General features: G+C 65.4%; 20 protein-coding genes, 6 tRNA genes and 1 riboswitch. Of the genes, 18 read left to right on the top strand and 8 right to left on the bottom strand.

Translation table 11 applies throughout. The features are described 5' to 3' along the window. Positions 1-129: 129 nt before the first annotated feature. Positions 130-281, bottom strand: a riboswitch (FMN riboswitch). Between the two features lie 39 nt (positions 282-320). The 6 genes from rpe to M1E07_RS09110 all read right to left on the bottom strand — a co-directional run bounded on the left by rpe (position 321) and on the right by M1E07_RS09110 (position 5,360). Beyond that, a complete protein-coding gene (rpe, locus tag M1E07_RS09135) occupies positions 321-998 on the bottom strand; it encodes a ribulose-phosphate 3-epimerase (RefSeq protein WP_461189907.1) in 678 nt (225 codons plus the stop codon). A gap of 85 nt (positions 999-1,083) precedes the next feature. Further along, complete coding sequence (locus M1E07_RS09130; protein ID WP_461189906.1) at positions 1,084-2,718, bottom strand: RsmB/NOP family class I SAM-dependent RNA methyltransferase; 1,635 nt, start codon at positions 2,716-2,718, stop codon at positions 1,084-1,086. Further along, complete coding sequence (gene fmt, locus M1E07_RS09125; RefSeq protein WP_461189905.1) at positions 2,715-3,635, bottom strand: methionyl-tRNA formyltransferase; 921 nt, start codon at positions 3,633-3,635, stop codon at positions 2,715-2,717. The genes M1E07_RS09130 and fmt overlap by 4 nt, the downstream gene beginning before the upstream one ends. Then, on the bottom strand, positions 3,632-4,246 hold the full coding sequence (gene def, locus M1E07_RS09120; protein ID WP_461189904.1) for a peptide deformylase: 615 nt from the start codon (positions 4,244-4,246) through the stop codon (positions 3,632-3,634). The genes fmt and def overlap by 4 nt, the downstream gene beginning before the upstream one ends. An 86-nt stretch (positions 4,247-4,332) precedes the next feature. After that, positions 4,333-5,193: a cytochrome gene (locus M1E07_RS09115; protein WP_461189903.1), complete on the bottom strand. Its 861-nt coding sequence runs from the start codon at positions 5,191-5,193 to the stop codon at positions 4,333-4,335. A gap of 95 nt (positions 5,194-5,288) precedes the next feature. Beyond that, positions 5,289-5,360 (bottom strand) — tRNA-Val (locus M1E07_RS09110). Between the two features lie 349 nt (positions 5,361-5,709). On the opposite strand from M1E07_RS09110, the gene M1E07_RS09105 reads away from it, so the two are divergent. From M1E07_RS09105 to M1E07_RS09080, 6 genes are all read left to right on the top strand, one after another. Then, positions 5,710-5,782, top strand: a tRNA-Gly gene (locus M1E07_RS09105). A gap of 46 nt (positions 5,783-5,828) precedes the next feature. Continuing rightward, positions 5,829-5,899, top strand: a tRNA-Cys gene (locus M1E07_RS09100). A 40-nt stretch (positions 5,900-5,939) separates the two neighbouring features. Further along, a tRNA-Val gene (locus M1E07_RS09095) sits at positions 5,940-6,011 on the top strand. A 60-nt stretch (positions 6,012-6,071) separates the two neighbouring features. Then, positions 6,072-6,144: transfer RNA gene (locus M1E07_RS09090), tRNA-Gly, on the top strand. Positions 6,145-6,185: 41 nt separating this feature from the next. Beyond that, positions 6,186-6,257, top strand: a tRNA-Val gene (locus M1E07_RS09085). Between the two features lie 170 nt (positions 6,258-6,427). Continuing rightward, positions 6,428-6,682, top strand: a complete 255-nt coding sequence (locus tag M1E07_RS09080) for an antitoxin (protein ID WP_461189902.1) — start codon at positions 6,428-6,430, stop codon at positions 6,680-6,682. Positions 6,683-6,864: 182 nt separating this feature from the next. Here M1E07_RS09080 and zapE read toward each other — a convergent pair whose 3' ends face one another. Next, complete coding sequence (zapE, locus tag M1E07_RS09075) at positions 6,865-7,902, bottom strand: cell division protein ZapE (RefSeq protein WP_461189901.1); 1,038 nt, start codon at positions 7,900-7,902, stop codon at positions 6,865-6,867. Positions 7,903-8,118: 216 nt separating this feature from the next. Between zapE and M1E07_RS09070 the strand changes: the two genes are divergently transcribed. From M1E07_RS09070 to ybaK, 3 genes are read left to right on the top strand one after another with little or no spacing between them, the layout of a single operon-like run. After that, positions 8,119-9,042: a sulfurtransferase gene (locus tag M1E07_RS09070; protein WP_461189900.1), complete on the top strand. Its 924-nt coding sequence runs from the start codon at positions 8,119-8,121 to the stop codon at positions 9,040-9,042. A 38-nt stretch (positions 9,043-9,080) separates the two neighbouring features. Next, on the top strand, positions 9,081-9,539 hold the full coding sequence (locus M1E07_RS09065) for a SufE family protein (RefSeq protein ID WP_461190364.1): 459 nt from the start codon (positions 9,081-9,083) through the stop codon (positions 9,537-9,539). An 18-nt stretch (positions 9,540-9,557) separates the two neighbouring features. After that, positions 9,558-10,058: a Cys-tRNA(Pro) deacylase gene (gene ybaK / locus M1E07_RS09060; RefSeq protein ID WP_461189899.1), complete on the top strand. Its 501-nt coding sequence runs from the start codon at positions 9,558-9,560 to the stop codon at positions 10,056-10,058. A gap of 75 nt (positions 10,059-10,133) precedes the next feature. Here the strand turns inward: ybaK and M1E07_RS09055 are convergent, their stop codons facing one another. Beyond that, positions 10,134-11,435: an alpha/beta hydrolase family protein gene (locus M1E07_RS09055; protein WP_461189898.1), complete on the bottom strand. Its 1,302-nt coding sequence runs from the start codon at positions 11,433-11,435 to the stop codon at positions 10,134-10,136. A gap of 113 nt (positions 11,436-11,548) precedes the next feature. Here M1E07_RS09055 and M1E07_RS09050 point away from each other — a divergent pair, with 113 nt between their 5' ends. The 9 genes from M1E07_RS09050 (at position 11,549) to M1E07_RS09010 (ending at position 21,811) form a co-directional block, all read left to right on the top strand. Beyond that, a complete protein-coding gene (locus tag M1E07_RS09050; protein WP_461189897.1) occupies positions 11,549-12,040 on the top strand; it encodes a hypothetical protein in 492 nt (163 codons plus the stop codon). A 14-nt stretch (positions 12,041-12,054) separates the two neighbouring features. Then, entirely contained in the window at positions 12,055-12,573 is a 519-nt protein-coding gene (gene msrB, locus M1E07_RS09045; RefSeq protein ID WP_461189896.1) for a peptide-methionine (R)-S-oxide reductase MsrB, read from the top strand. 143 nt (positions 12,574-12,716) lie between these two features. After that, the gene (locus M1E07_RS09040) at positions 12,717-14,084 is read left to right on the top strand and encodes a DUF6421 family protein (RefSeq protein ID WP_461189895.1); all 1,368 of its coding nucleotides are present in this window, start codon (positions 12,717-12,719) and stop codon (positions 14,082-14,084) included. A gap of 32 nt (positions 14,085-14,116) precedes the next feature. Next, the gene (locus M1E07_RS09035) at positions 14,117-14,938 is read left to right on the top strand and encodes an SDR family oxidoreductase (RefSeq protein WP_461190363.1); all 822 of its coding nucleotides are present in this window, start codon (positions 14,117-14,119) and stop codon (positions 14,936-14,938) included. Between the two features lie 21 nt (positions 14,939-14,959). Next, positions 14,960-16,057, top strand: a complete 1,098-nt coding sequence (locus M1E07_RS09030) for a threonine aldolase family protein (protein WP_461190362.1) — start codon at positions 14,960-14,962, stop codon at positions 16,055-16,057. A 61-nt stretch (positions 16,058-16,118) separates the two neighbouring features. After that, positions 16,119-16,769 carry a DUF3000 domain-containing protein gene (locus M1E07_RS09025; protein WP_461189894.1) on the top strand — a complete coding sequence of 217 codons (651 nt, stop codon included), beginning with the start codon at positions 16,119-16,121 and terminating at the stop codon, positions 16,767-16,769. Between the two features lie 84 nt (positions 16,770-16,853). Beyond that, positions 16,854-18,188, top strand: a complete 1,335-nt coding sequence (locus M1E07_RS09020; RefSeq protein WP_461189893.1) for an HRDC domain-containing protein — start codon at positions 16,854-16,856, stop codon at positions 18,186-18,188. A 165-nt stretch (positions 18,189-18,353) separates the two neighbouring features. After that, complete coding sequence (locus tag M1E07_RS09015) at positions 18,354-19,637, top strand: thiolase family protein (RefSeq protein WP_461189892.1); 1,284 nt, start codon at positions 18,354-18,356, stop codon at positions 19,635-19,637. Further along, positions 19,634-21,811 carry a 3-hydroxyacyl-CoA dehydrogenase NAD-binding domain-containing protein gene (locus M1E07_RS09010; protein WP_461189891.1) on the top strand — a complete coding sequence of 726 codons (2,178 nt, stop codon included), beginning with the start codon at positions 19,634-19,636 and terminating at the stop codon, positions 21,809-21,811. The genes M1E07_RS09015 and M1E07_RS09010 overlap by 4 nt, the downstream gene beginning before the upstream one ends. Positions 21,812-21,861: the final 50 nt, after the last annotated feature.

Here is a 21,861-nt window from a genome sequence, read left to right as displayed (position 1 = left end):
TTGTGGCGTTTAAGAGCCATCGCAGCAGGTTCATAGTGCTTGTGTCGTTCCTTCCCTCTAGAACCGCGATGGCTCCGGGGATATACGACAGCAGAAGGCCGCGGCGTCGCTGACGCCGCAGAAACAGCTGTACGTGCTTCTCTCATCCAGACTTTAACTGTCGGTACCGGAATTTCACCGGTTCAACCGTTCGCCGGGATTCTCCGTAAGGAAAACCACCGGCTCGCGGGTCGCGGACTGTCACCGCCGGTTCGGACTTACACCGACCCCGGAGCACGTATGTGTGTTGCTATTGTGCCATAACCGCGTACGGCTCCCTGCTATTCCGCCGCGGAGCGTAACTTTTGGCTGCCTGCCTCGCGCAGCCGGTCAATGGCTGCGGCCGGATCCTCTGCACCGTACACGGCCGAGCCGGCGACGAAGACGTTTGCGCCCGCCTCTGCAGCACGGCTGATGGTGTCCTCGGTGATGCCGCCGTCAACCTGGATGGCCACGCCGATCCCCGAGCCATCGATGGCCTTCCTGGCGCGGCGGATTTTCGGCAGGGTCACGTCAAGGAACGCCTGGCCGCCGAAGCCCGGCTCCACCGTCATGATGAGCAGCATGTCCAGCTCCGGGAGCATGTCCAGGTACGGCTCCACGGGAGTTCCGGGACGAAGGGCCATTCCTGCCTTTGCTCCCCTGGCGCGCAGCTCGCGGGCCAGCTTGATGGGCGCAATGGCAGCCTCGGCGTGGAAGGTAACCGATGCCAAGCCGGCGTCGGCAAAACCGGGTGCCCAGCGGTCGGCGTCGGCAATCATCAGATGCGCGTCGAGGGGCACCGGGCTCACGGCCTGGATCCGCTGCACCACCGGCAGCCCAAGGGTGAGGTTGGGCACGAAGTGGTTGTCCATGACGTCCACGTGCACCGCGTCCGCATTGCTGATGCGCTTGAGCTCAGCTTCGAGGTTGACGAAATCGGCGGACAGGATGCTCGGGTTGATGCAGCATTGCGTCACAGTGGGAACCTTTCTGGGGTTACGTCTTTGCCGCTCCACACCTTGTCGGCCACGGCCTTATCAGGATGGGGGGGCTATGTACTGATCAGGGCTTCTTGCGGATCAGGGCAAGGAACATGGCGTCGGTGCCGTGGACGTGGGGCCACAGCTGGGCTGTTGACTCATGTCCGGCACCCAGGTTTCCCGTGAGGCTCACGCTGTCCAATGCCTGGCCGGCCTCGAGCAGTTCAAGGTCGTCCCATTTGCGCAGCGCGTCGGTGACCACGGCCGTGGTTTCGGCCGGGTGGGGCGAGCAGGTCACGTAGGCAACCACTCCTCCCGGCCGCACAGCCGCCAGAGCCGAGGCGAGGAGGTCGCGCTGGAGCTGCCCCAGGTCTGCGAGGTCCTTGGGAGTACGGCGCCAGCGCGACTCCGGCCGCCGCCGCAGCGCGCCAAGCCCGCTGCACGGGACGTCCACAAGCACCCGGTCGAAGAACCCAGGCTTCTCCGTCCCAACCTCGCGGCCGTCGCCCGTGCGGACCTGCCAGGTTTCCCGGGGCACGGCCGAAAGAGCCTGGCTCACCAGTTTGGCGCGGTGCGGTGCAGGTTCATTCGCCAGCAGGGTCGCGCCCCTCTGGCTGGCCAGCGCACCGAGCAGTGCGGCCTTGCCGCCAGGCCCGGCGCACAGATCCAGCCAGGCCTCGGCAGTGCCTGCCCGCTCAGCGGCACCGGCTCCGTCTGCGTCTCCAGCACGAAGCCCGCCGAGGTCGACCGCGGCCATGGCGCGTGCCACCAGCTGCGAGCCGACGTCCTGCACGCGGGTGCTGCCCTCCCGCACCGAGGCAAGCCGGCCCAGGTCCCCGCCGCTGGACAGCGCCGACGCTTCCACGAGTTCGCCGGGGCTTGCCCCGTTTTCCAGGGCCTCGTCCAGGCTTCCGATTCCGGGCAGCGCCACCAGGTTGACCACGGGTGCGGCGTTGTCCGCTTCCAGAAGGTCGTTGATTTCTGACACTGACCGGCCATGTGCCACGAGGGACTGGCGCATGGCGCGGACGATCCACTCGGGATGCGCGTAGCGGAGGGAGGCCACCTTTGTCTCGTCAGTTTCTCCGGCAACCAGCTGCTCCAGCCACTCCTCTTGAGTGTGGGCAGTGACCTTCCGGAGGACGGCGTTAATGAGGGCGGAGGGTCCTGCACCGATCACTGCACGGGCCAGGCCGACGGTCTGGTCCAGTGCGGCGTGGGCCGGGACCCGCATGGCCAGCAGCTGATGCGCTCCGATCCGAAGGGCGTCAAGGATGGCCGGGTCCAGCTGGTCCAGTGGCCGGTCGACGCACCGGGCCAGGATGGCGTCGTAGGTGCCCTGGCCGCGGAGGGCCCCGTAGCTCAGTTCTGTGGCGAAGCCGGCGTCCCGCTTGTCCAGCCCGTGGTGCCGGATCCGTGCCGGCAGCACCAGGTTCGCGTACGCGTCTTCGGCAGCGACAGCCCGGAGGACTTCGAACGCCACCAGCCGGGCCGGATCCGCCCTGCGCGTGCGCTGCGAAGGAGCATTATCGGTGAAGCTGCGCTGGGCACCGCGGTTCCGTTCCCTGCCCTTGGCGTTTCGGGTGCTGGAATCGCGGGGTCCCCCGTTGCCGCGGCCACCGCCTCCGGCTCCGCCGCCTCTTCCGCGCTGCCCACCGCCTGAGCTTCCGCTCCCGGCGTTGCCGCGACCACCTTGATTGCCGCCTGAACCGCTCATTCGAACACCACGCTTTCAACGGAAGCCATGCCGCGTGCCCAGTCAGCAGCGGCCATCATCTTTTTGCCCGCAGGCTGGATCCGGGTCAGCTCCACGCCGTGTGAGCCTGTTCCCACGAGAACACTTTTGCCTTGGACCGATAGGGACCCGGGCGCCAAGCCTGAAACGTCGGGCCGCAGCCGGACGGGCTCCAGCTTGATGCGCTGGCCGTCCAACAGGGTCCACGCTCCCGGCTCGGGAGTGACGCCCCGTGCCTGGCGGCCGATGGCCAGGGCCGGTTGTTTCCAGTCGAGGCGGCCGTCGTCGAAGGTTAGCTTGGCGGCGAGGGAAACCTCACCAGTTTGGGGAAGAGCCGCCGCCTTGCCGGCGTCAATGGCTGAAAGCGTCTGGGCCAGCAGCACCGCTCCGCTGTGGGACAGCCGTTCCAGCAGCTCGCCTGCAGTATCTTCCGGCCCCACCGCTTCTGTCAGCGTCCCGAATACGGGCCCGGTGTCCAGGCCTTCCTCCAGCTGGAAGGTCACGGCGCCCGTAATGTCGTCGCCGGCCATAACGGCCCGCTGCACCGGCGCCGCGCCGCGCCAGGAAGGAAGGAGGGAGAAGTGCAGGTTGATCCAGCCGTGCCGCGGAATCCCCAGCGCGGCCGGGGGAACCAACCCGCCGTAGGCAACAATCGCGGCCACGTCCGGGTTCACCGCCGAGATTCTGCCGATGGCCTCCGCATCGATCCGGGCCGCATGAATGATGTCGATCCCCAGCTCGGCTGCCCGGGCGGCAACCGGCGAAGGAGTGAGTACCCGCTTCCTGCCGACGGGAGCGTCAGGCCTTGTGACCACGGCAACGACATCGAAGCCTGCTTCGATGAGCGCATTGAGTGACGGGACAGCGACGGCGGGGGTCCCCGCGAAAAGGACCCTCACCCGTTGGCACCAGCAGCACCGGCGCCGAAGCTCGACCCGGACGACTGGACGCCGAAACTTGAACCGCCAAAACTTGAGCCGACCGTCTTGGCGCGTTTCGCCGTCGTCCGTTCCGTGACGGAGTCATAGTTGGCGTTGCGGATGGACCGCAGGGCAGCCTTGCGGTCCTCCCCCTCCAGCCGGTCCGTGTAAAGGATCCCGTCCAGGTGGTCATTCTCGTGCTGGAAGCAGCGCGCCAGCATCCCCTCGCCGTCCACCGTGACCGGGTTGCCGTGCATGTCAACGCCGGTGACGCGGGTGGAGCGGAAACGCCGCACCGGGTAACCGAGACCCGGGATGGACAGGCAGCCTTCCACCTGGTCGGGCTGGTAATCCTCGCTGTTCTCCAGTACGGGATTGATGATGTGCCCTTCCACGCCGTCAATCCGGTAAGTGAAGACTCGCTTGCTGACGCCGATCTGGGGCGCGGCGAGGCCGGCACCGTCCACGTCCTCCATGGTCTCGGTCATGTCCGCCACCAGCTTGGCCAGCTCAGGCCCGAATTCCGTCACAGGATCGGCAACTGTGCGAAGCACAGGATCACCGATGATGCGGATATTCAGAATAGCCATGCGCTGTTTGTCCTTAAGGTAGGCGGCAAAGGGAACCAGTCCAGTTTAGGCGCAGACAAACGTCAGGCCGTCTCGTTCCTGCCCTCTCATGCGGGCTGCACCTGCGCGAGCGGCGGCGGGGCAATGGGCAGCAGCGCGGTCCCTGCGGAAGTAGTGTCCGCTGACAGCTCCCACACACGCCGCAAAGCGCAGAACTTCCACCAGTGGTGCTTAAGGACGTCAGGGTTGGCACGCACGGGACGGACCTCGGTTTCGCCAATGGCCACAGCCAGCAGGACGGGGTTTTCGCCGTACTTCCAGGGCTCCCAGGTCCCCGCCACCGGGTCCACCAGGCTCTCTTCGGCCTTCATGCCGGCCACCAGCTGCATGACCACTTTGTCGTCCAGCGGCTTGACCTGGCCGTCCCGAGTGGTGCCCTTGGTTTTGTAGTCGATCAGGCAAATGCGGCCGTTTATACGTGCCACCAGGTCCAGGGTGCCGGCGTAGCCCACGGCGTTGTTCCAGACGGTGATCTCGGGGGCGATGGGCTCAACTTTGAAGAGCTCCCACCATTCATCGAAGCGGACGGCAAAGGCTTCCTCGCCGTTCGCCGCCAGGGCCTCGCGCGTTTCCTTCATGGCGTGGGGGCGGCCCAGGGCACGGAGGGCCACCTGCTCACAGTAGTTATGCACACGGTCCCCGCGCCTTGCGGCGTCGTCCCGGTACGTTTCTGCTGCCTTGGCAGCGCGGTTGACGGCCTGCTTGATCTTGGCCGGGCTGCCCAGGCAGTCGGCAAGCAGCGGATCCTTCGCCAGGCTGCTGGCTCCCATGTATCCAAACCAGCCGTCAAGCCCGTGCGGCTGCTGGCCGATCACCGTGGTGATGGACGGCACGGAGAAGTGCTCAGAGGTAGACCGGGCGTACATCCGCCCGTATTCCGTGGCGTGGGCAAGAAGTGGAGCAGTCATAACAAAGACTCTTTCACAAGGGGCTGACAGAATGTCCGGGCGCACAAAAAAGGTCCGTCTCCGCTGCAGATGAGCGGAAACGGACCAATATGCGGTGGGCGATACTGGGTTCGAACCAGTGACCTCTTCGGTGTGAACGAAGCGCGCTACCACTGCGCCAATCGCCCTGATGCATTTGAATGTTAGCGGACCTTGGAGCCATTTCGGAAATCGGCGCCAGCCAGCAGCAAGAAGGGCATGACATCGGACCAGCGCACCAGGCAAGAGGTGCAGGCCCGGGCACGTTAGGCCGCGCCAAACCCCGCGAAACTTGGCTCCTCGGATTTGAAGCCGCCCGGCGCCGTCGGAAATTACACGCATGTAACTCCCAGAATTCCGCGCCGTTGCAGGGAAGCAGCGCCATTGCCCTTTCACAATCGCAGCCCGATTTGGAGATTCCCGGAACCTCCTATATTGTTTTTACTCGTTGGAAAGCGAGGAAATGCCGGGAACGGCAGCGAATCAGCCCTCCAAATTGCGGACGTAGCTCAGCTGGTAGAGCACCACCTTGCCAAGGTGGATGTCGCGAGTTCGAATCTCGTCGTCCGCTCGCAGGACACTGTCACGGCAAAGGTTCTTTGAATCGGCGCTTACACGGTGGGTTGGCCGAGAGGCGAGGCAGCGGCCTGCAAAGCCGTATACACGGGTTCGAATCCCGTACCCACCTCGGTGAAAACCATGGTTTCCGGTTCATCCCGGATAAACATGGGCGATTGGCGCAGCGGTAGCGCGCTTCCCTGACACGGAAGAGGTCACTGGTTCGATCCCAGTATCGCCCACTAAGCGAGGAAACTTGCTTCATGCAGTTCGACCGGCCCCGGCCGGAACGTACTACATATGCGGACGTAGCTCAGCTGGTAGAGCACCACCTTGCCAAGGTGGATGTCGCGAGTTCGAATCTCGTCGTCCGCTCTCTTATTTCGTACAATCCCATAAGCCGGGCTTCCGGTTCGGGGCGATTGGCGCAGCGGTAGCGCGCTTCCCTGACACGGAAGAGGTCACTGGTTCGATCCCAGTATCGCCCACATTCAGCAGCTCCCCGGAGCTGCTTTTTTCTTGCCCGTTTCCTGCCGTTGCTCCTGCATCCGCTAGCGGCGAACGCCCAAAGCCCCTGATTTCCTTGGCACGCCTCCCGGGCCGGGCTAGGATCGAATGCGGAGGAGCGATCTGGCTCCGCGATTGAAGGGAGGTGCTCGTGGGACTGATTGGCGACCTAAAGGGCAAGGCTCAGGGTCTTATCCGCGGCAACGAGCAGGCCATCAAGAACGGCATCAGCAAGGCCGGCGATTTCGTCGACACCAAGACCGGAGGCAAGTACTCAGGTCACGTCGACAAGATCCAGCATGGCGCTTCCAAGCTCATTGACAAGAACGGAACTCCGGGCCAGGCACCTGCCCCCGGGCAGGTTCCGCCGGTCAACCCGGTTCCGCCGGTTGACAAGGCTCCGTAAACAGGATTTGGCCAGGGATTTGCCCTAGTACGTCAACGGGGTGCGGGTCCCGCCGGGAGGCGGCACCCGCACCTTTGGCGTTTAATGGCACCAGCTTCGTTCCCCCGCCCCAAAGAAGCGTACGACGGCGGGTGGCCGGCGTGGCAGGCCCGCTGAGCTGAATCCGGCCAGGGCAGGTCCCGCTAGGACGGCTCGTGGTTCTGCCCCTCGCGGGCCAGGGCCGTGAGGCGGGAGACAGCGCGGAAGTACTTTTTCATGTACCCGCCCGTCATCATTTCCTCGGTGAACAACTTGTCGAAGGGAACTCCGCTGGCCAGGATCGGCACATCTTTGTCGTAGAGCCGGTCAGCCAGCACCACGAACCGAAGTGCCACGGCCTGCTCGGTAATGGTGTCAACGTTGCGCCAGACCACCCCGTCGATGCCGTCAATCAACTGCCGGTACCGGCTGGGGTGTACGCCCGCGAGGTGATGGATCAGCGCGGCGAACTCGTCCTGGGCAACAGTCTTGCCGTCGAACTCCGCCTTCATGTGAGCAGACAGTTCGCTGTTCTTCAAAGGAGACGGCGCCGCCGGCAGTCCACGGTGGCGGAAGTCCTCGCCGTCGATCCGGATAACGTCGAACTGGTCTGCGAGGACCTGGATCTCGCGCTGGAAGTCCACCGCTGCGAACCTGCCGTCACCCAGCGAGCCGGGCAGGGTGTTGGAGGTGGCCGCCAGCTTCACGCCGGCGTCGGCAAGTTCGCGCATCAGCCGCGACATCAGCACGGTATCGCCCGGATCATCGAGCTCAAATTCGTCAATGCACACGAGCTTGTAATGGCTCAGCGCGTCCACCGTTTTGCGGAAGGACAGGGCGCCCACCAGGTTGGTGTACTCCACAAAGGTGCCGAAGGCCTTGGGCCCGGGCGTCGCATGCCACAGCGAGGCCAGCAGGTGGGTTTTGCCGACGCCGAACCCGCCGTCCAGGTAGATGCCGGCGCGGGACGTGTCCTTCTTGGCGAACAGTTTCTTAAACAGCCCGCCTCCATCCCCGGCACCGACGCCGGCGGCAAATCCCTCAAGGGCCCGGACTGCATGGGACTGGCTGGGCTGCTTGGGATCCGGGCGGTAACTCGCAAAGGAGACCTTGCCAAAGCGTGGCGAGGGAAAGAAACCCTTAAGGAGCTCATCCACCGATACTGACGGAGTTCGGGCGGCAAGCTGTTCGATCTGTACCAAGGTGGTCCGTTCTGCTGGTGGTTGGTCCCCAGAAAGGATACCGGCAACGAACCCCCGGCCCCCGGTGGCGGGGACCACCCGGCCGCCCCGGGTGACGAAGGCAACATGTCCTCCTGTTAACGGAAAACGGACATCACCGGGGCCGGTGGCTAGGGTGGGAGGAGGTCCCCATGCCGGTCCCGCGGATTAGCCGTGTTCTCGATGAAAGGCAAAGATATGTCCTATCCAATTGAACAGAACGAGAAGTTCGCTGCCTACGCACACCCCGAGCGCCTGGTTTCCACCGAATGGCTTGCTGCCGCCATCGGCAACGGAGCCGTTGCAAGTGGCCAACTGGTTGTGGTGGAGTCTGACGAAGACGTCCTCCTGTACGAAACCGGACATATCCCCGGCGCGGTAAAAATCGACTGGCACACCGACCTGAACGACGAAGTCACCCGCGACTACGTGGACGGGGAAGCTTTCGCTGAACTTGCGGCGTCGAAGGGTATCTCCCGGGACAGCACCGTGGTCATCTACGGCGACAAGTCCAACTGGTGGGCAGCCTATGCGTTGTGGGTCTTCACCCTCTTCGGCCACCAGGACGTGAGGCTGCTCGACGGCGGCAGGGACAAGTGGCTTTCCGAGGGCAGGGAGCTCACCACGGAAAAGCCGGCACCAGCCAGGGGCGACTACCCCGTCGTCGAGCGAGACGATGCTCCGATCCGCGCCTTCAAGGAAGACGTCCTGGCCCACCTGGGCAAGCCACTCATCGATGTCCGCTCTCCCGAGGAATACACCGGCCAGCGCACCCACATGCCCGCCTACCCTGAGGAAGGCGCGCTCCGGGGCGGCCACATCCCCACTGCTGCATCCATCCCCTGGGCCAGGGCAGCCGCGCCCGATGGAACCTACCGCAGCCGCGAGGAACTGGAAGCCCTTTACCTCGGCGAGGCGGGCCTGACCGAAGGCGACGACGTCGTGGCTTACTGCCGCATCGGTGAGCGCTCCAGCCACACCTGGTTCGCGCTGAAGTACCTCCTCGGCTTCGATTCCGTCCGCAACTACGACGGTTCGTGGACCGAATGGGGCAACGCTGTGCGTGTTCCCATTGCCAAGGGCGCTGAACGAGGGTCCTTTCCCGTTGCCCTCGGAGTCTGAGGGGGCCTGACCCGCGCTACCTGGGTAGACTTGGAATGATGACTACTCAAGCATTGCCTACCGCCCTTGCGGCCATCGTGGACGATTTCCAGGCCCTCACAGAGCCCGAGCGGCTGCAGCTGCTGCTCGAGTTCTCGCAGGGACTGCCTGAACTGCCCGAACGGCTCAAGGACCACCCCGAGTTGCTCGAACAGGTGGTGGAGTGCCAGTCCCCGCTGTTCCTGACCATCGAGACGGAAAAGGGCGGCAGCCCGGCCGGCGCAGTGCGGCTTTTCTTCAAGGCTCCGCCGGAGGCCCCCACCACGCGCGGTTTCGCCGGCGTGCTGCATGAGGGCCTGGACGGGCTGTCCGCTGAAGAGATCCTGTCGGTGCCTGATGACATGCCGGAGCTGCTGGGCCTTACCCGCGCCATCACGCCGCTGCGGATGAGGGGAATGACGGCAATGCTGGGAAGGATCAAGCGCAAGGTTGCGGCTTCGTCCGCCGTGCGCTCCTAGCCTCCCCCAAAAGCAGCGATGGGACGCAAGAACGCAGCACAGGGAACTCCGGCCACCGCCATACTGGCGGCAGCCGGAGTTCCCTTTGTGCTGCACCCCTACACCCATGATCCCTCAGCGGCCAGTTACGGGGCGGAGGCGGCCGAAGTCCTCGGCATCCATCCCTCGAAGGTCTTCAAGACCCTGATGGTCGAGGTGGAGGGCAGGCTGGCGGTGGGCATCGTACCCGTCAGCGGCACGCTGGACCTCAAGGCCTTCGCGGCAGCCCTGGGAGCCAAAAAAGCGGCGATGGCCGATCCCGCCACGGCCCAGCGGCGTACCGGATATGTGCTCGGCGGCATCTCCCCGCTGGGCCAGCGGCTCCCCTCCCCTACGGTGCTGGACCGCAGCGCGCTGGCGCTGGAAACGCTGTTGGTTTCGGGAGGTAAACGCGGCCTGGACATTGAGCTCTCCCCTGCCGACCTCGTCCGACTCACCGGCGCCGTCACCGCTCCTATCAGCTCGCTGTCCGGCTTGTAGGCCCCAAGCTTAGAACCTTGCCTTGCGCGACAAATCCGGGTAGCCATTCAGACCCGGCAGGCTTCGCGCTTCTTACTAAAGCCGGTCCTCCGGCGCTGCCGGGTCACTGCCCTGCCGGATGCCGCCGGGATTCAGCCTGGGCGCCAGTTGTTGCCGCAACCACGCCTTCACCACGTTCTCCCACCGTTCGGGATCCACGTTCCACTCCTTGGTGTGCCGGGCATGGTTGAATGCCTCGAAGGTGACTATGTCCGGGTTGCGTTCAGCCAAGAGCGCCGAGGGCTTGTAGGGCACGTACTCGTCGTCCACGCTGTGGATGATCAGGGTAGGAGTGCGCAGTTCCACTGCGCGGGACACCCAGTCCATCACCTTGAGGTCCACCGGAGCGGACAGTCCCGTGAGCCGGCGCCCGAGCGGGTGCCCCAGCATGAGCTGCCCGTAACGCCCCACCAGCGACGGGATCCTGTTCAACTGCGCATGGTGTGCCAGGACGGTCACCCAGTCGATAACCGGCGCATCCAGCACCATGGCCCGGATCAGGTTCCGGTAGCGCGACAAGTCGGCAGCCTGCAGGCAGATGGCACCGCCCATCGACCAGCCGAACAGCACGATCTCCTCGGCTCCGTTGGCCAGTGCGTATTCGATGGCCGCTTCGATGTCGCGCCACTCGGTAGAGCCCAAGCCATACCGTCCGTCGTCTGCGGACGGGGCCAGGCCGTCGTTGCGGTAGGACACCAGGAGGCTGGTCAATCCGAGCTCGAGGGCGGGCCCGACGGCACGCAGCGCCTCCTGCCTGCTGGCACCGCGTCCGTGCACCATCACCGCCCAGGTCCGCGCCGTCCCGCCGGCGCGGACCAGCCAGGCAGGCGCCTGGCCCCGGTCCACGTCGATCAGCACGTCCTCTGCAGGGATTCCGACGGCGGCCGGGTCCGGATAGACGGCGCCGCTCCACCAGCCCCAGCGGGCTTTGCCGAGGTCCCCTGAGTAAACCGCTTCGACCTCACGTGCCACCGTCCGTTCAGCGGGAGAGTACGAGACGATGCGGCCAATCCGCGCGTGCCCCTTGCCGCCGTCGAAAAAGAATCCGTACACCCCGTCCACGGTGGTGTCGTCGTTGGCCGCAAAGATCACCTGCTGCCGGTGGCCGTCCCGGATCACGGCGAGGACTTCCTGGTCTGCCACGCGCTGCCGGGCGGGGGTGATGACGCGGCGGGCGAAGTAGACGGCGAGCGCTGATGACCCCATCGCCAGCAGCCCGGTCAGCGCGCCGCCTCCAATGGCTCCGCCAATGGCCCATTTTGCCCGAAGGGACAAACCGGCGGCCGGATCCTGGGTACGCGGGATCGAAACGGGGCGGGTGCGCTGGGTAGGTGCCATGGAACTATTCTTACCGCCCCTGCGCCGCGAGGCTGTATTTCCCGCGCCCCGGTGGGATATCCCCGCGTACTCGAAGGAGTGCAGCACACCAGACGCCGGACTAGGCTAAGGCCATGAGTGATCCCATCGTCATCCTGACCGAAGAACCCTTGGGGGCGGACGACCGCCTGAACATCGAGCGCCTGGTGGACGGAGCAGATACCCGGCTGGTGGTGCTGGTGCCGGCGAACACAGAGCGGCACCTGCTGGTGGACTTCCTTGAGAATCTTTCCCTGCTGGATATTGCGAAGGCCTTCCGGGAGCTGACAACCCACGCTCCGGATCCGGCGATCGAGCGGGCGCAGGCGGCGGAAACCCTTGCGGTCTCACTGGCGGCCCTGGCTGGACTCGGCGCGGGCGTCACCGGAGAGGTGGTGGATGGCGGCGCGGTGCAGGGCCTGGTGTCCAAGGTCAAGGAGACTGGCGCCTCGCAGGCTGTGGTGATTACCAGGCCGCACGCAGTGTCAGACACCTTCCACACCGACTGGGCCAACAAGGCCCAGGACCAACTGGGGCTCCCTGTCCTTCACCTGTACGCAGGTTCGGGATTTATCGGCGACTCCTGAGCGTTGACAAGGCTATGAGTATCTTCGGAAACAACATCCTGGGTAACAGCATTTTCGGAAACAAGGCAGCGGGCCCTGCGCCTGAGGCTCCCGAGGCTGCACCGGCAGTCCAAAAGAGCGACGCCGAGTGGCGGCAGGAGCTGACGCCGGAGGAATATCACGTGCTCCGCCAGTCCGGGACCGAGCGGCCCTACACGGGCGAATACTGGGATACCCACACAGCCGGGGTCTATCAATGCCGTGCGTGCGGCGCTGAACTGTTCACCAGCAACGAAAAGTTTGATTCGCACTGCGGCTGGCCCTCCTTCTTCGCTCCGCTGGCGGAAGGCACCGTCCGCTACATCCATGACCGGACCCTGGGCATGGAGCGGGTGGAAGTCCGGTGCACCACCTGTGATTCCCATCTGGGACACGTGTTCGACGGCGAGGGGTACGGAACGCCCACGGACCAGCGCTACTGCATCAATTCGGTTTCCCTGAAACTCGTTCCGCGCGAGGACCCGCAGGTCAGCGGGCCGGAAGCCGACGCCTAAGAGTCCGGAAACGCTGGAGCTACAGGCAGCGTTACGCACCGCGAGCACAAGCCTTTCTTAGGCTAAGGCTCTTTTCAGATTAGTCCTGCTGGTTGCTTGCTACGCTCGCCCTAGATGGCAAGCACCCAGAAAGGCAGCCGACGATGACCGAAACACTGATCACCGCTTCGACCGGAATAACCGCGGACAACCAGGACTGGCTCCGGCTCAAAGCCGCGGCCTCATCCGTCCAGACTTTCCAGCTGAAGGACGGCTCCATTCCCGAGGCCGGCGTCCACGAAGAAGCATCCCGGCACGTGGGTGAAATTGTGGAAGCAGTCCGCGCCCTCGCCCCGGCGTTTCCGCACGATGCCTCCTACCTGGACGCCGTCTGCCAAGACTTTTCCAGCTGGGAAGCGGACGGCTTCCCGGTCCCGGACTTCCTGTCTTCGCTCCTGGCCTTCCAGCCGCAGGAGCAGCGCCGGGACGGCCTCCAGCACCTGGTGGTGTTCCCGATGTACACGCAGAACGGCAGCAGCAACAGACTGGTCGAGGCAGTCCTGATCGAGGTGATCTGGCCGGAGTTCATCGCCGGGCTGGAGGCCGGGGAGTACTCGAACAAACTATTCGTCCCCATCCGCTTCCTGGACTTCACCGCCGGCTACGACACCAACTCAGCAGTGCTGTTCCCCGAAACAGTTGCTGTCAGTCAGACTCCCACGTTCACATGGGGAGCCATCTTTGCGGACCGCGAGGCCGCCCGGTTCCGCCGCGTGCTGAAGGCAGCCGCCGAAACCACCCGCCTGGAACTTCCCGCGGGCGCTGCGGCACTGCTTGCGGACCAGGATCTGACGGAGGCCACGTTCGTGATGTGGGACCTCATCCACGACCGGACGCACATGCGCGGCGACCTGCCGTTCGATCCGTTTATGATCAAGCAGCGGATGCCCTTCTTCCTGTATTCCCTGGAAGAGCTGCGCTGTGACCTGACGGCGTTCCGCGAGTCCGTCCGCATCGAAAAGGACGAGGACGCCGATCCTGAGGCCCGCCGCCATGCCAAGCTGGTGCAGTACGCCATCATCTTCGACCGGATCTTCCGCTTCGCCATCACGGGCAGCCGGATCCGCAACTACGACGGACTGGGCGGCCAACTCCTGTTCGCCTGGCTGCACCAGCACCACGTCCTGCACTGGACCGATACGCGGCTCACCATCGACTGGGATGAGGTAGCTGACGCCGTCATCGCCCTGGGCGCGGGCATCGACGAGCTGTACTGGCGCTCCATCGACCGCCCAAAAACTGCGCACTGGCTGGCGGCGTACCAACTGATCTCGGCTACCGTTACTCCCAACCCGGCTTCCATCTGGGCGAAGGGTCCTGAAGCGCTGGCGCTGGCGGGTCCGCCGCGCGGCCTGACGGACCAGGTGCTGGATGACGAATTCCCGCTGTCCATGTTCTACGAAGCACTTGAGAAGAAGATGCGCCCTGTCATTGAGTCAACTGCCGGAATCACCGGAGCATCTGCCCTGTGACCGTAGAACCTGCGGCAGATGAACCAGCGCTTTTGGCACCGGAGACCCGGCCGCCGCGGCTGAACATCCTGGTAACCGGTGGCAGCGGAGCCTCCGGCATCGCTGTCGCCCGCGCCCTCCGAGGGTCCGGCCACCGAGTGTTCACCGTAGGCTCGGACCAGGCAAGGATCGAAGCCGCGGCTGAAAAGGCAGGCGACGGCGTGACGGGACTTGTGTGCGACCTCACCCGACTGACGGACGTGCGGCAGCTGCGGACCGACGTGTCCGCAGCCGGCGGGACCGTCGACGCCGTCATCCACCTGGTGGGCGGCTGGCGCGGTGCCAAGGGCATCGCTGACCAGACCGACGAGGACTGGGACTTCCTGGAACGCGGCGCCATCACCACGCTCCGGAACGTGTCGCGCACCTTTTTCGACGACATTGCCCGGTCGCGCTGCGGCCGGTTCGCGATGGTGTCCTCCACTGCCGTGGGCAAGCCGGCAGCGGCCACGGCCAGCTACGTTGCCGCCAAGGCCGCGGCCGAAGCGTGGACCATGGCGATGGCGGACGGCTTCCGCCGGGCTGCCGGGAACGGCGGCGGGAACAGTGACGGCGGGAACAGTGACGGCGGGGAGGCGGCCGCCGTCGTCCTGGTGGTCAAGACGCTGGTGGACGACGCGATGCGCCGTGACCACCCGGAACGGAAATTCCCCGGCGCAACCGATGTAGAAGACCTGGCCCGCGCCGTCGTCGGACTTTTTAGTACTCAGGCCCGTGAGCTGAACGGCAGCCGGCTCCTGCTGGCTCCCGGACCGTCCGCTTCCCTCCCCATCCGGGCTCCAGCATCCCAGCCTGCACGGCCCCGCTGTATTTAGACTGAAAGCGTGAGCAAAGCCATGACAACAACAGCAGAAACCGCCGCCGGAACCCGGCTGCACGATCCCACCATCCGCGGATTCGCCTCGGACAACTACTCCGGGGTACACCCGGAGATCCTCGCGGCCCTGGCTGCGGCCAACGACGGCCACCAGGTCTCCTATGGTGAAGATGACTACACCGCCCGGCTGCAGGAACTGATGGAGGAACACTTTGGGACGGGCATCGAGTGCTTTCCCGTCTTCAACGGCACCGGGGCAAACGTCCTGTCGCTGCAGTCGCTGCTCCCGCGCTGGGGCGCCGTGGTGTGTGCCTCCACTGCCCACATCAACATGGACGAGAACGGTGCGCCGGAACGTGTCGCCGGCATCAAGCTCCTGCATGTCCCCACCCCGGACGGCAAACTCACGCCCGAACTGATCGACCGGGAGGCCTGGGGCTGGGGTGACGAGCACCGCGCCCAGCCGCTCGCCGTCTCCATCACCCAGACCACGGAGCTGGGAACGTGCTACACGCCGGAAGAGGTGCGCGCCATCGCGGACCACGCACATTCCAAGGGAATGAAGCTGCACATGGACGGTGCGCGGCTGGCCAATGCCGCGGCGCACCTTCAGGTCCCGCTGCGGGCGTTCACCCGCGACGCCGGCGTGGACATCCTTTCCTTCGGCGGCACCAAGAACGGGCTGCTGTTTGGTGAAGTAGTGGTGGCCCTGAACCCGGAGGCCGCGCACGGGCTGGTGTACCTGCGGAAGATGAACATGCAGCTGGCGTCGAAGATGCGTTTTATGTCCGCCCAGTTCATCGCCCTCCTGGAAGGCGACCTTTGGTTGCGGTCCGCCTCCCACGCCAACGCCATGGCCACCAGGCTCCGCACCGCCGTCGACACCATTGACGGCGTCCAGCCGACGCAGAAAACCGAATCCAACGGTGTGTTTGCCATCCTGCCTGCCGGTGTGGCGGACAGGCTGCGGAACTCCTTCCGCTTTTACGACTGGAACGAGGCTGCCGGGGAAGTCCGGTGGATGTGTTCCTTCGACACCACTGAGGAGGACATTGATGCCTTTGTGGCAGCAATCCGCCATGAGCTTCGCGCCCATGGAAGCGGACAGTCCAGCTAGACGGCATCTGGTGACGGCGAGCCTTCCCGCCGTCACCGGCCAGGTTGCGTAACCTGCGAAGGTGAACGCACTTGACAAGGTTCCCCCGGAATTTCTTCACGCCTTGGGAACCCTCAGGAAAGCCCAGTGCCGCGGGGAACTCCACCTGGCGGAGATTCCCGCGCCGGCGCGGCTGGCGCCCTTTGCCGTGGCGCTGGGCGCGGAGGTTCTGGCACCGGGGCCCGACACCGCCGCCACTCCCCTGCACGGCCCGGCCGCTATGGCGCTGGCCGCCGCGTCAGGAACAGCGGACGACGATGAAACAGAATTGGCAACGGGCCGCTTCATCCTGCTCCATGACCCCGAGGGCTCCGCAGTATGGGACGGGGAGTTCCGCATCGTCACTTACATCCGGGCCCAGCTGGAGCCCGAGATGGGCAACGACGAGATGCTGGGAACCGTGGCGTGGACCTGGCTCGTTGAGGCGCTTGAGAATCACAAAGCGCCGTATCGCGCGGCCGGCGGCACGGCCACCAGGGTCCTTTCCGAAAGCTTCGGAACACTTGCGGAACGGCCCGGCTCCATTGACATCGAGCTCCGGGCCTCCTGGACTCCCGCCACGTCCGACGTCACGGCCCACCTCGAAGCCTGGTCTGACATGGTGTGCACCTTCGCCGGCCTGCCGCCCCTCCCGGACGGCGTCACCCCGCTCCCGAACCGGCGATGGAGCTAACAGCATGGCTTGCGGCGTGCCTGGTGCCCGGCCCGCGGCCGGGAAGACAGTCCGGAACCGGCCGGCCGGTAAACTAAGGGCATCATGACCCCTAACATTCCGGAAAACACCACGGCCGGCGTTCCGGCTGCTGATACCGCACCCCACATCACGGTGGAAGGCTTTGACAGCCCCATCCCCGAAATCATTGAGCTCGATTCGCCCCGCGACGGCGTTCCGCTGGTCATCGAAACGCAGGCAGGGCTGGAGCGGTGCGCCGCTGCGATCGCCGCAGGCAGCGGTCCGGCCGGAGTGGACGCGGAACGGGCATCCGGCTTCCGCTACGGACAGCGTGCCTTCCTCGTCCAGATCCGCCGCGAGGGGGCGGGGACCTGGCTGATCGATCCCGAACCTTTCGACAACCTGGACATCATCAACGACGCCCTTTGCGGTGTCGAATGGATCCTGCACGCGGCCAGCCAGGACCTGCCCTGCCTGTCGGAACTCGGCATGTGGCCCGACAAGCTCTTCGACACCGAACTGGCAGCCCGCCTGGCGGGCCTGCCCCGGGTTGGCCTTGCCGCCGTTATCGAACAGCTGCTGGGGTTCGGGCTCGCCAAGGAACACTCGGCTGCTGACTGGTCCACCCGGCCCCTTCCCGAGCCGTGGCTGCGGTACGCCGCCCTGGACGTTGAGGTCCTGACGGAGCTGCGGGAAGAACTTATAGAACTCCTGGAAGCCGACGGCAAGCTGGAGTACGCGGAACAGGAGTTCGCGGCCATCCTGGACGCCGGACTCGCCCCGCCGCGGGTGGACCCGTGGCGGAAAACGTCCGGCCTTCACCAGATCCGCGACCGGCGGCAGCTGGCGGCTGTCCGGGAGCTGTGGCTGGAACGGGATTCCCTCGCCCAGAAGCGGGACGTGGCCCCTGGGAGGCTGATACCGGACTCGGCTTTGGTGGCCGCGGCGAAGGCTATGCCGTCCACCGTGCCCCAACTGCTCGGTACCAAAGGCTTTCATGGGCGGGCGGCGCAGCGCGAGGCTCCCCGGTGGCTGCGCTGCATCGCAACGGCCCGGGACCTGGAGGAGCTTCCCCCGCTGCACCTGGCTACGAATGCACCGCCCCCGCCCCGCGTTTGGGCCGACCGTGATCCGGAGGCTGCTGCCCGGCTGGCAACTGCCCGCCCACTGCTGCAGGAAAAGGCCGATCAGCTGAACCTCCCGCTGGAGAACCTGCTGACTCCCGACTACCTGCGCCGGGTGGCGTGGCGGCCTCCCGCGGAAATCAACGAATCGTCCGTAGCTGCGGAACTTCGTACGCTCGGTGCACGCGGGTGGCAGGTGGAGCTGGCCGCGCCGCTCATTACGGACGCGTTCCTCAACCCACAGCCGTTGCCGCCCAAGGAGCCCAAGCCTGACGTGGCCGCAGCCGGACAGTAGGCGCTGAACCAGGAAGGTGGCCACACGCCTTCCGGGTCCCGCCACTGCTCATTTTCCTCCTCTTGCAGCCTAAGTTACTCGCGAGTAACATCGGAAGTATTGCCGTTCAGCTGCCGGCCGCCCCGCGGCATGCACTGACGCCTACGTCTCAATGAGGAGTTACACGTGAGCCACAACGGAAGCAGCGCGTCCAACCGCACTGTCCGGGACGTCGTATTTGTCGACGGCCTCCGCACACCCTTCGGCCGGGCAGGGGAAAAAGGCATTTACGCCGGCACCCGCGCCGATGACCTGATAGTGAAATGCCTCCGCGAACTGCTGCGCCGGAACCCATCACTGCCGCCCGAGCGCATTGACGAAGTGGCCATCGCGGCCACCACCCAAAGCGGCGACCAGGGCCTGACTCTCGGCCGGACAGCGGCCCTCCTGGCCGGACTTCCCAGGACTGTTCCCGGCTTCGCGATCGACCGCATGTGCGCTGGAGCCATGACAGCAGTAACGTCCACCGCCGGCGGAATCGGTTTTGGCGCCTACGACGTGGTGATTGCCGGCGGCGTTGAGCACATGGGCAACCACCCCATGGGCTCGGGAACGGACCCCAACCCCCGGTTTATGTCTGAGCGGCTCGTTGATCCGGCAGCGCTGAATATGGGCAACACTGCCGAAAACCTGCACGACCGTTTCCCCTCGATCACCAAGGAACGGACCGATGCCTACGCCGTGGCGTCGCAGAGGAAGTTCGATCAGGCCCGCCGCGATGGCCGGATCCAGCAGGACCTGGTGCCTGTAGCAACCCTGAAGCCAGGCCAGGGCTGGGCCCTGCATAGCGTGGACGAGCCACCCCGGCCCGGCACCACCATGGCTGACCTTGCCGGCCTTCGCACGCCGTTCCGTGCCCATGGCCGTGTCACCGCTGGAAACGCAGCAGGATTGAACGACGGCGCCACCGCGGCCCTCCTGGCATCTGCCGAAACCGCCGTTGAGCTGGGGCTGCCGGTCCGCATGCGCCTGGTCAGCTACGCCTACGCCGGGGTGGAGCCTGAAGTTATGGGTATCGGCCCCGTTCCCGCCACCGGGAAGGCCCTGAAAAACGCAGGGCTGTCCATCGAGGACATCGGCCTGTTTGAAATCAACGAAGCCTTTGCCGTCCAGGTGCTGAGCTTCCTGGAACATTTCGGCATTGCCGACGACGATCCCCGCGTAAACCGCTACGGCGGAGCCATTGCGGTAGGCCACCCCCTCGCCTCCTCAGGAGTGCGGCTCATGAACCAGCTCGCACGGCAGTTCGAGGAGGATCCCACTGTGCGGTACGGCATCACCACTATGTGCGTGGGACTGGGTATGGGCGGCACCGTCATCTGGGAAAACCCGCACCACGCCGACTACAGCGGGGCCCGGCAAGGGGAATCCGCCGCCATCATCGAAACCGTTTCCGAAGGAGCAGCATGAGCGCCGCAGATTTCACTGAACTCGCCCGCCTCTTCCCCAACGAAACCGTGACGCATTCCTACGTCCAGGACATCGAACTCCCGGCACCGGCGGGAAAGCCCAGTCCCGGCACCTTCGCCCTCGTTACGCTGGACAACGGCCTGGACCACTCCAAGCCCACCACGTTGGGCCCCAACACCCTGGTGGAGCTGGGCTCCGTCCTGGAGGAACTCCGGGAGCGGGCACACCGGGGCGACATCGTCGGAGTGGGGGTAACCGGCAAGCCCTACTACCTGGTGGCCGGCGCAGACCTTTCCACGGTCAAGACTTTGGACCAACGCGAGCATGGATTGTGGATGGCCCAACTCGGCCACGACGTCTACAGCACGCTGGCCAACCTGGGTGTGCCAAGCTTCGCCTTTATCAACGGTGCAGCGCTGGGCGGCGGCCTGGAGATTGCCCTGCAGTCCACCTACCGCACAGTGTCCACGGGAGCCGGGGCGCTGGCGCTGCCGGAAGCGTTTATTGGCCTGGTGCCCGGCTGGGGCGGCGTTTATATCCTTCCGCGCCTTATCGGCCCGGAAAACGCCGTGAAGGTCATGATCGAAAACCCGTTGAGCAACAACCGGACGCTGACCGGCCCCCAGGCCTTTGAGCTGGGCATTGCTGACGCCCTGTTCGAGCCTGCGGATTTCCTCGAGCAGTCCCTGGCCTGGGCCGCGAAAGTCATCACGGGCGAGGCGACGGCGGAACGTGCCAACGCCGTCGACCCCGCCGATCCGGACACGGCAGCACGATGGGCCGCCGCCGTTTCTGCCGGGCGCTCGCTGGTGGAAGCCAAGACGTCCAATGCAGCACCGGCTCCGGCCAAGGTCCTGGACGTCCTGGCAGCCAACCGCACCATGACCCAGGCAGAGTCCGCGGCGCTGGAGTGCGAAACCCTCGCCGGGCTGATGCAGACCGACGAGTTCCGCGCCACGGTTTATGCCTTCCTGGACCTGGTCCAGAAGCGGTCCAAGCGCCCGGCAGGGGCCCCGGACCGCAAGCTGGCGCGTCCGGTCACAAAAGTGGGAGTGGTGGGCGCAGGCCTGATGGCGAGCCAGTTGGCGCTGCTCTTCGCCCGGCAGCTGAAGGTGCCCGTGGTGATGACAGACATCGACCAGGCGCGGGTGGATAAAGGCGTGGGGTACGTCCACGCCGAAGTGGACAAGCTGCTGGGCAAGAAGCGGATCAGCCAGGACGCCGCCAACCGCACCAAGGCGCTGGTGACGGGTTCCGTGTCCAAGGACGTCTTCGCCGATGCCGACTTCGTCATCGAAGCCGTCTTTGAGGAGCTGAACATCAAGAAGCAGGTGTTCGCCGAGCTCGAGGCTATTGTCACCCCCGAATGCATCCTGGCCACCAACACGTCCTCGCTGTCCGTCACGGCAATGGCAGAGGACCTCCAGCACCCGGAACGGCTGGTGGGCTTCCACTTCTTTAACCCGGTGGCCGTTATGCCCCTGCTGGAGATTGTCCGCGCCCCGAGGACCGACGACGCCGTACTGGCCACGGCCTTTGAGCTGGCCAAGGCCCTGAGGAAGACCGGAGTGCTGGTCAAGGATGCCGCTGCGTTCGTGGTCAACCGGATCCTGCTGCGGCTGATGGGTGAAGTCACGGCAGCCTTTGATGAAGGTACCCCCGCCGAGGTGGCGGACAACGCCCTGCGCCCCATGGGCCTGCCGATGACCCCCTTCACCCTCGGCGCCATGGTGGGGCTCCCCGTGGCCCAGCACGTCCAGGAGTCGCTTCATGCCGCCTTCGGTGAACGGTTTACCGTGTCCGCCAACCTGCAGAAACTGATCGACAACGGCGTGCAGGGCTTGTGGGCTCCCGTCCCGGACGGCCCACAGGAGATCCCCCAGTCCACGTTGTCCCTGATGTCCTTCGGGACCAGCCCCTCCACCTCGGAGGATGTCCTGCGTCGCACCCAGGACGCCCTCGCCGAGGAGATTGGACTGATGCTGGAAGAAGGAGTGGTGGCCGGACCCGAAGACATCGACCTCTGCATGATCCTCGGCGCGGGCTGGCCCATGTTCCTGGGCGGCATAACGCCCTACCTTGACCGGGTGGGCGCCTCTGAGCGGGTTAACGGCAAGCGGTTCCTCCCGCCGGGTGTTGCCTCCCGTCCGGCAGGCCAGTCCGCCGGCACCTAATACGGCAGCCCTCCAGGGGCAAAAAGGCAGAGGGCTCCGGCCGGCACTTC

The sequence above is a fragment of the Arthrobacter sp. Z4-13 genome (genome assembly GCF_054792705.1).
Note: the sequence above shows the minus strand (reverse complement) of the source record. Positions and strands in the feature narration are given on the sequence as shown.

Bases quoted from the DNA above. Each gene is read 5' to 3' on its own strand.
- M1E07_RS09115 (WP_461189903.1), bottom strand. From the start codon at position 5,193: ATGACTGCTCCACTTCTTGCCCACGCCACGGAATACGGGCGGATGTAC.
- M1E07_RS09055 (WP_461189898.1), bottom strand. From the start codon at position 11,435: ATGGCACCTACCCAGCGCACCCGCCCCGTTTCGATCCCGCGTACCCAG.
- M1E07_RS09010 (WP_461189891.1), top strand. From the start codon at position 19,634: ATGAGCGCCGCAGATTTCACTGAACTCGCCCGCCTCTTCCCCAACGAA.
- M1E07_RS09040 (WP_461189895.1), top strand. From the start codon at position 12,717: ATGACCGAAACACTGATCACCGCTTCGACCGGAATAACCGCGGACAAC.
- ybaK (WP_461189899.1), top strand. From the start codon at position 9,558: ATGGGACGCAAGAACGCAGCACAGGGAACTCCGGCCACCGCCATACTG.
- M1E07_RS09130 (WP_461189906.1), bottom strand. From the start codon at position 2,718: ATGAGCGGTTCAGGCGGCAATCAAGGTGGTCGCGGCAACGCCGGGAGC.
- msrB (WP_461189896.1), top strand. From the start codon at position 12,055: ATGAGTATCTTCGGAAACAACATCCTGGGTAACAGCATTTTCGGAAAC.
- M1E07_RS09065 (WP_461190364.1), top strand. From the start codon at position 9,081: ATGACTACTCAAGCATTGCCTACCGCCCTTGCGGCCATCGTGGACGAT.
- def (WP_461189904.1), bottom strand. From the start codon at position 4,246: ATGGCTATTCTGAATATCCGCATCATCGGTGATCCTGTGCTTCGCACA.
- M1E07_RS09030 (WP_461190362.1), top strand. From the start codon at position 14,960: ATGACAACAACAGCAGAAACCGCCGCCGGAACCCGGCTGCACGATCCC.
- M1E07_RS09070 (WP_461189900.1), top strand. From the start codon at position 8,119: ATGTCCTATCCAATTGAACAGAACGAGAAGTTCGCTGCCTACGCACAC.
- M1E07_RS09020 (WP_461189893.1), top strand. From the start codon at position 16,854: ATGACCCCTAACATTCCGGAAAACACCACGGCCGGCGTTCCGGCTGCT.
- M1E07_RS09050 (WP_461189897.1), top strand. From the start codon at position 11,549: ATGAGTGATCCCATCGTCATCCTGACCGAAGAACCCTTGGGGGCGGAC.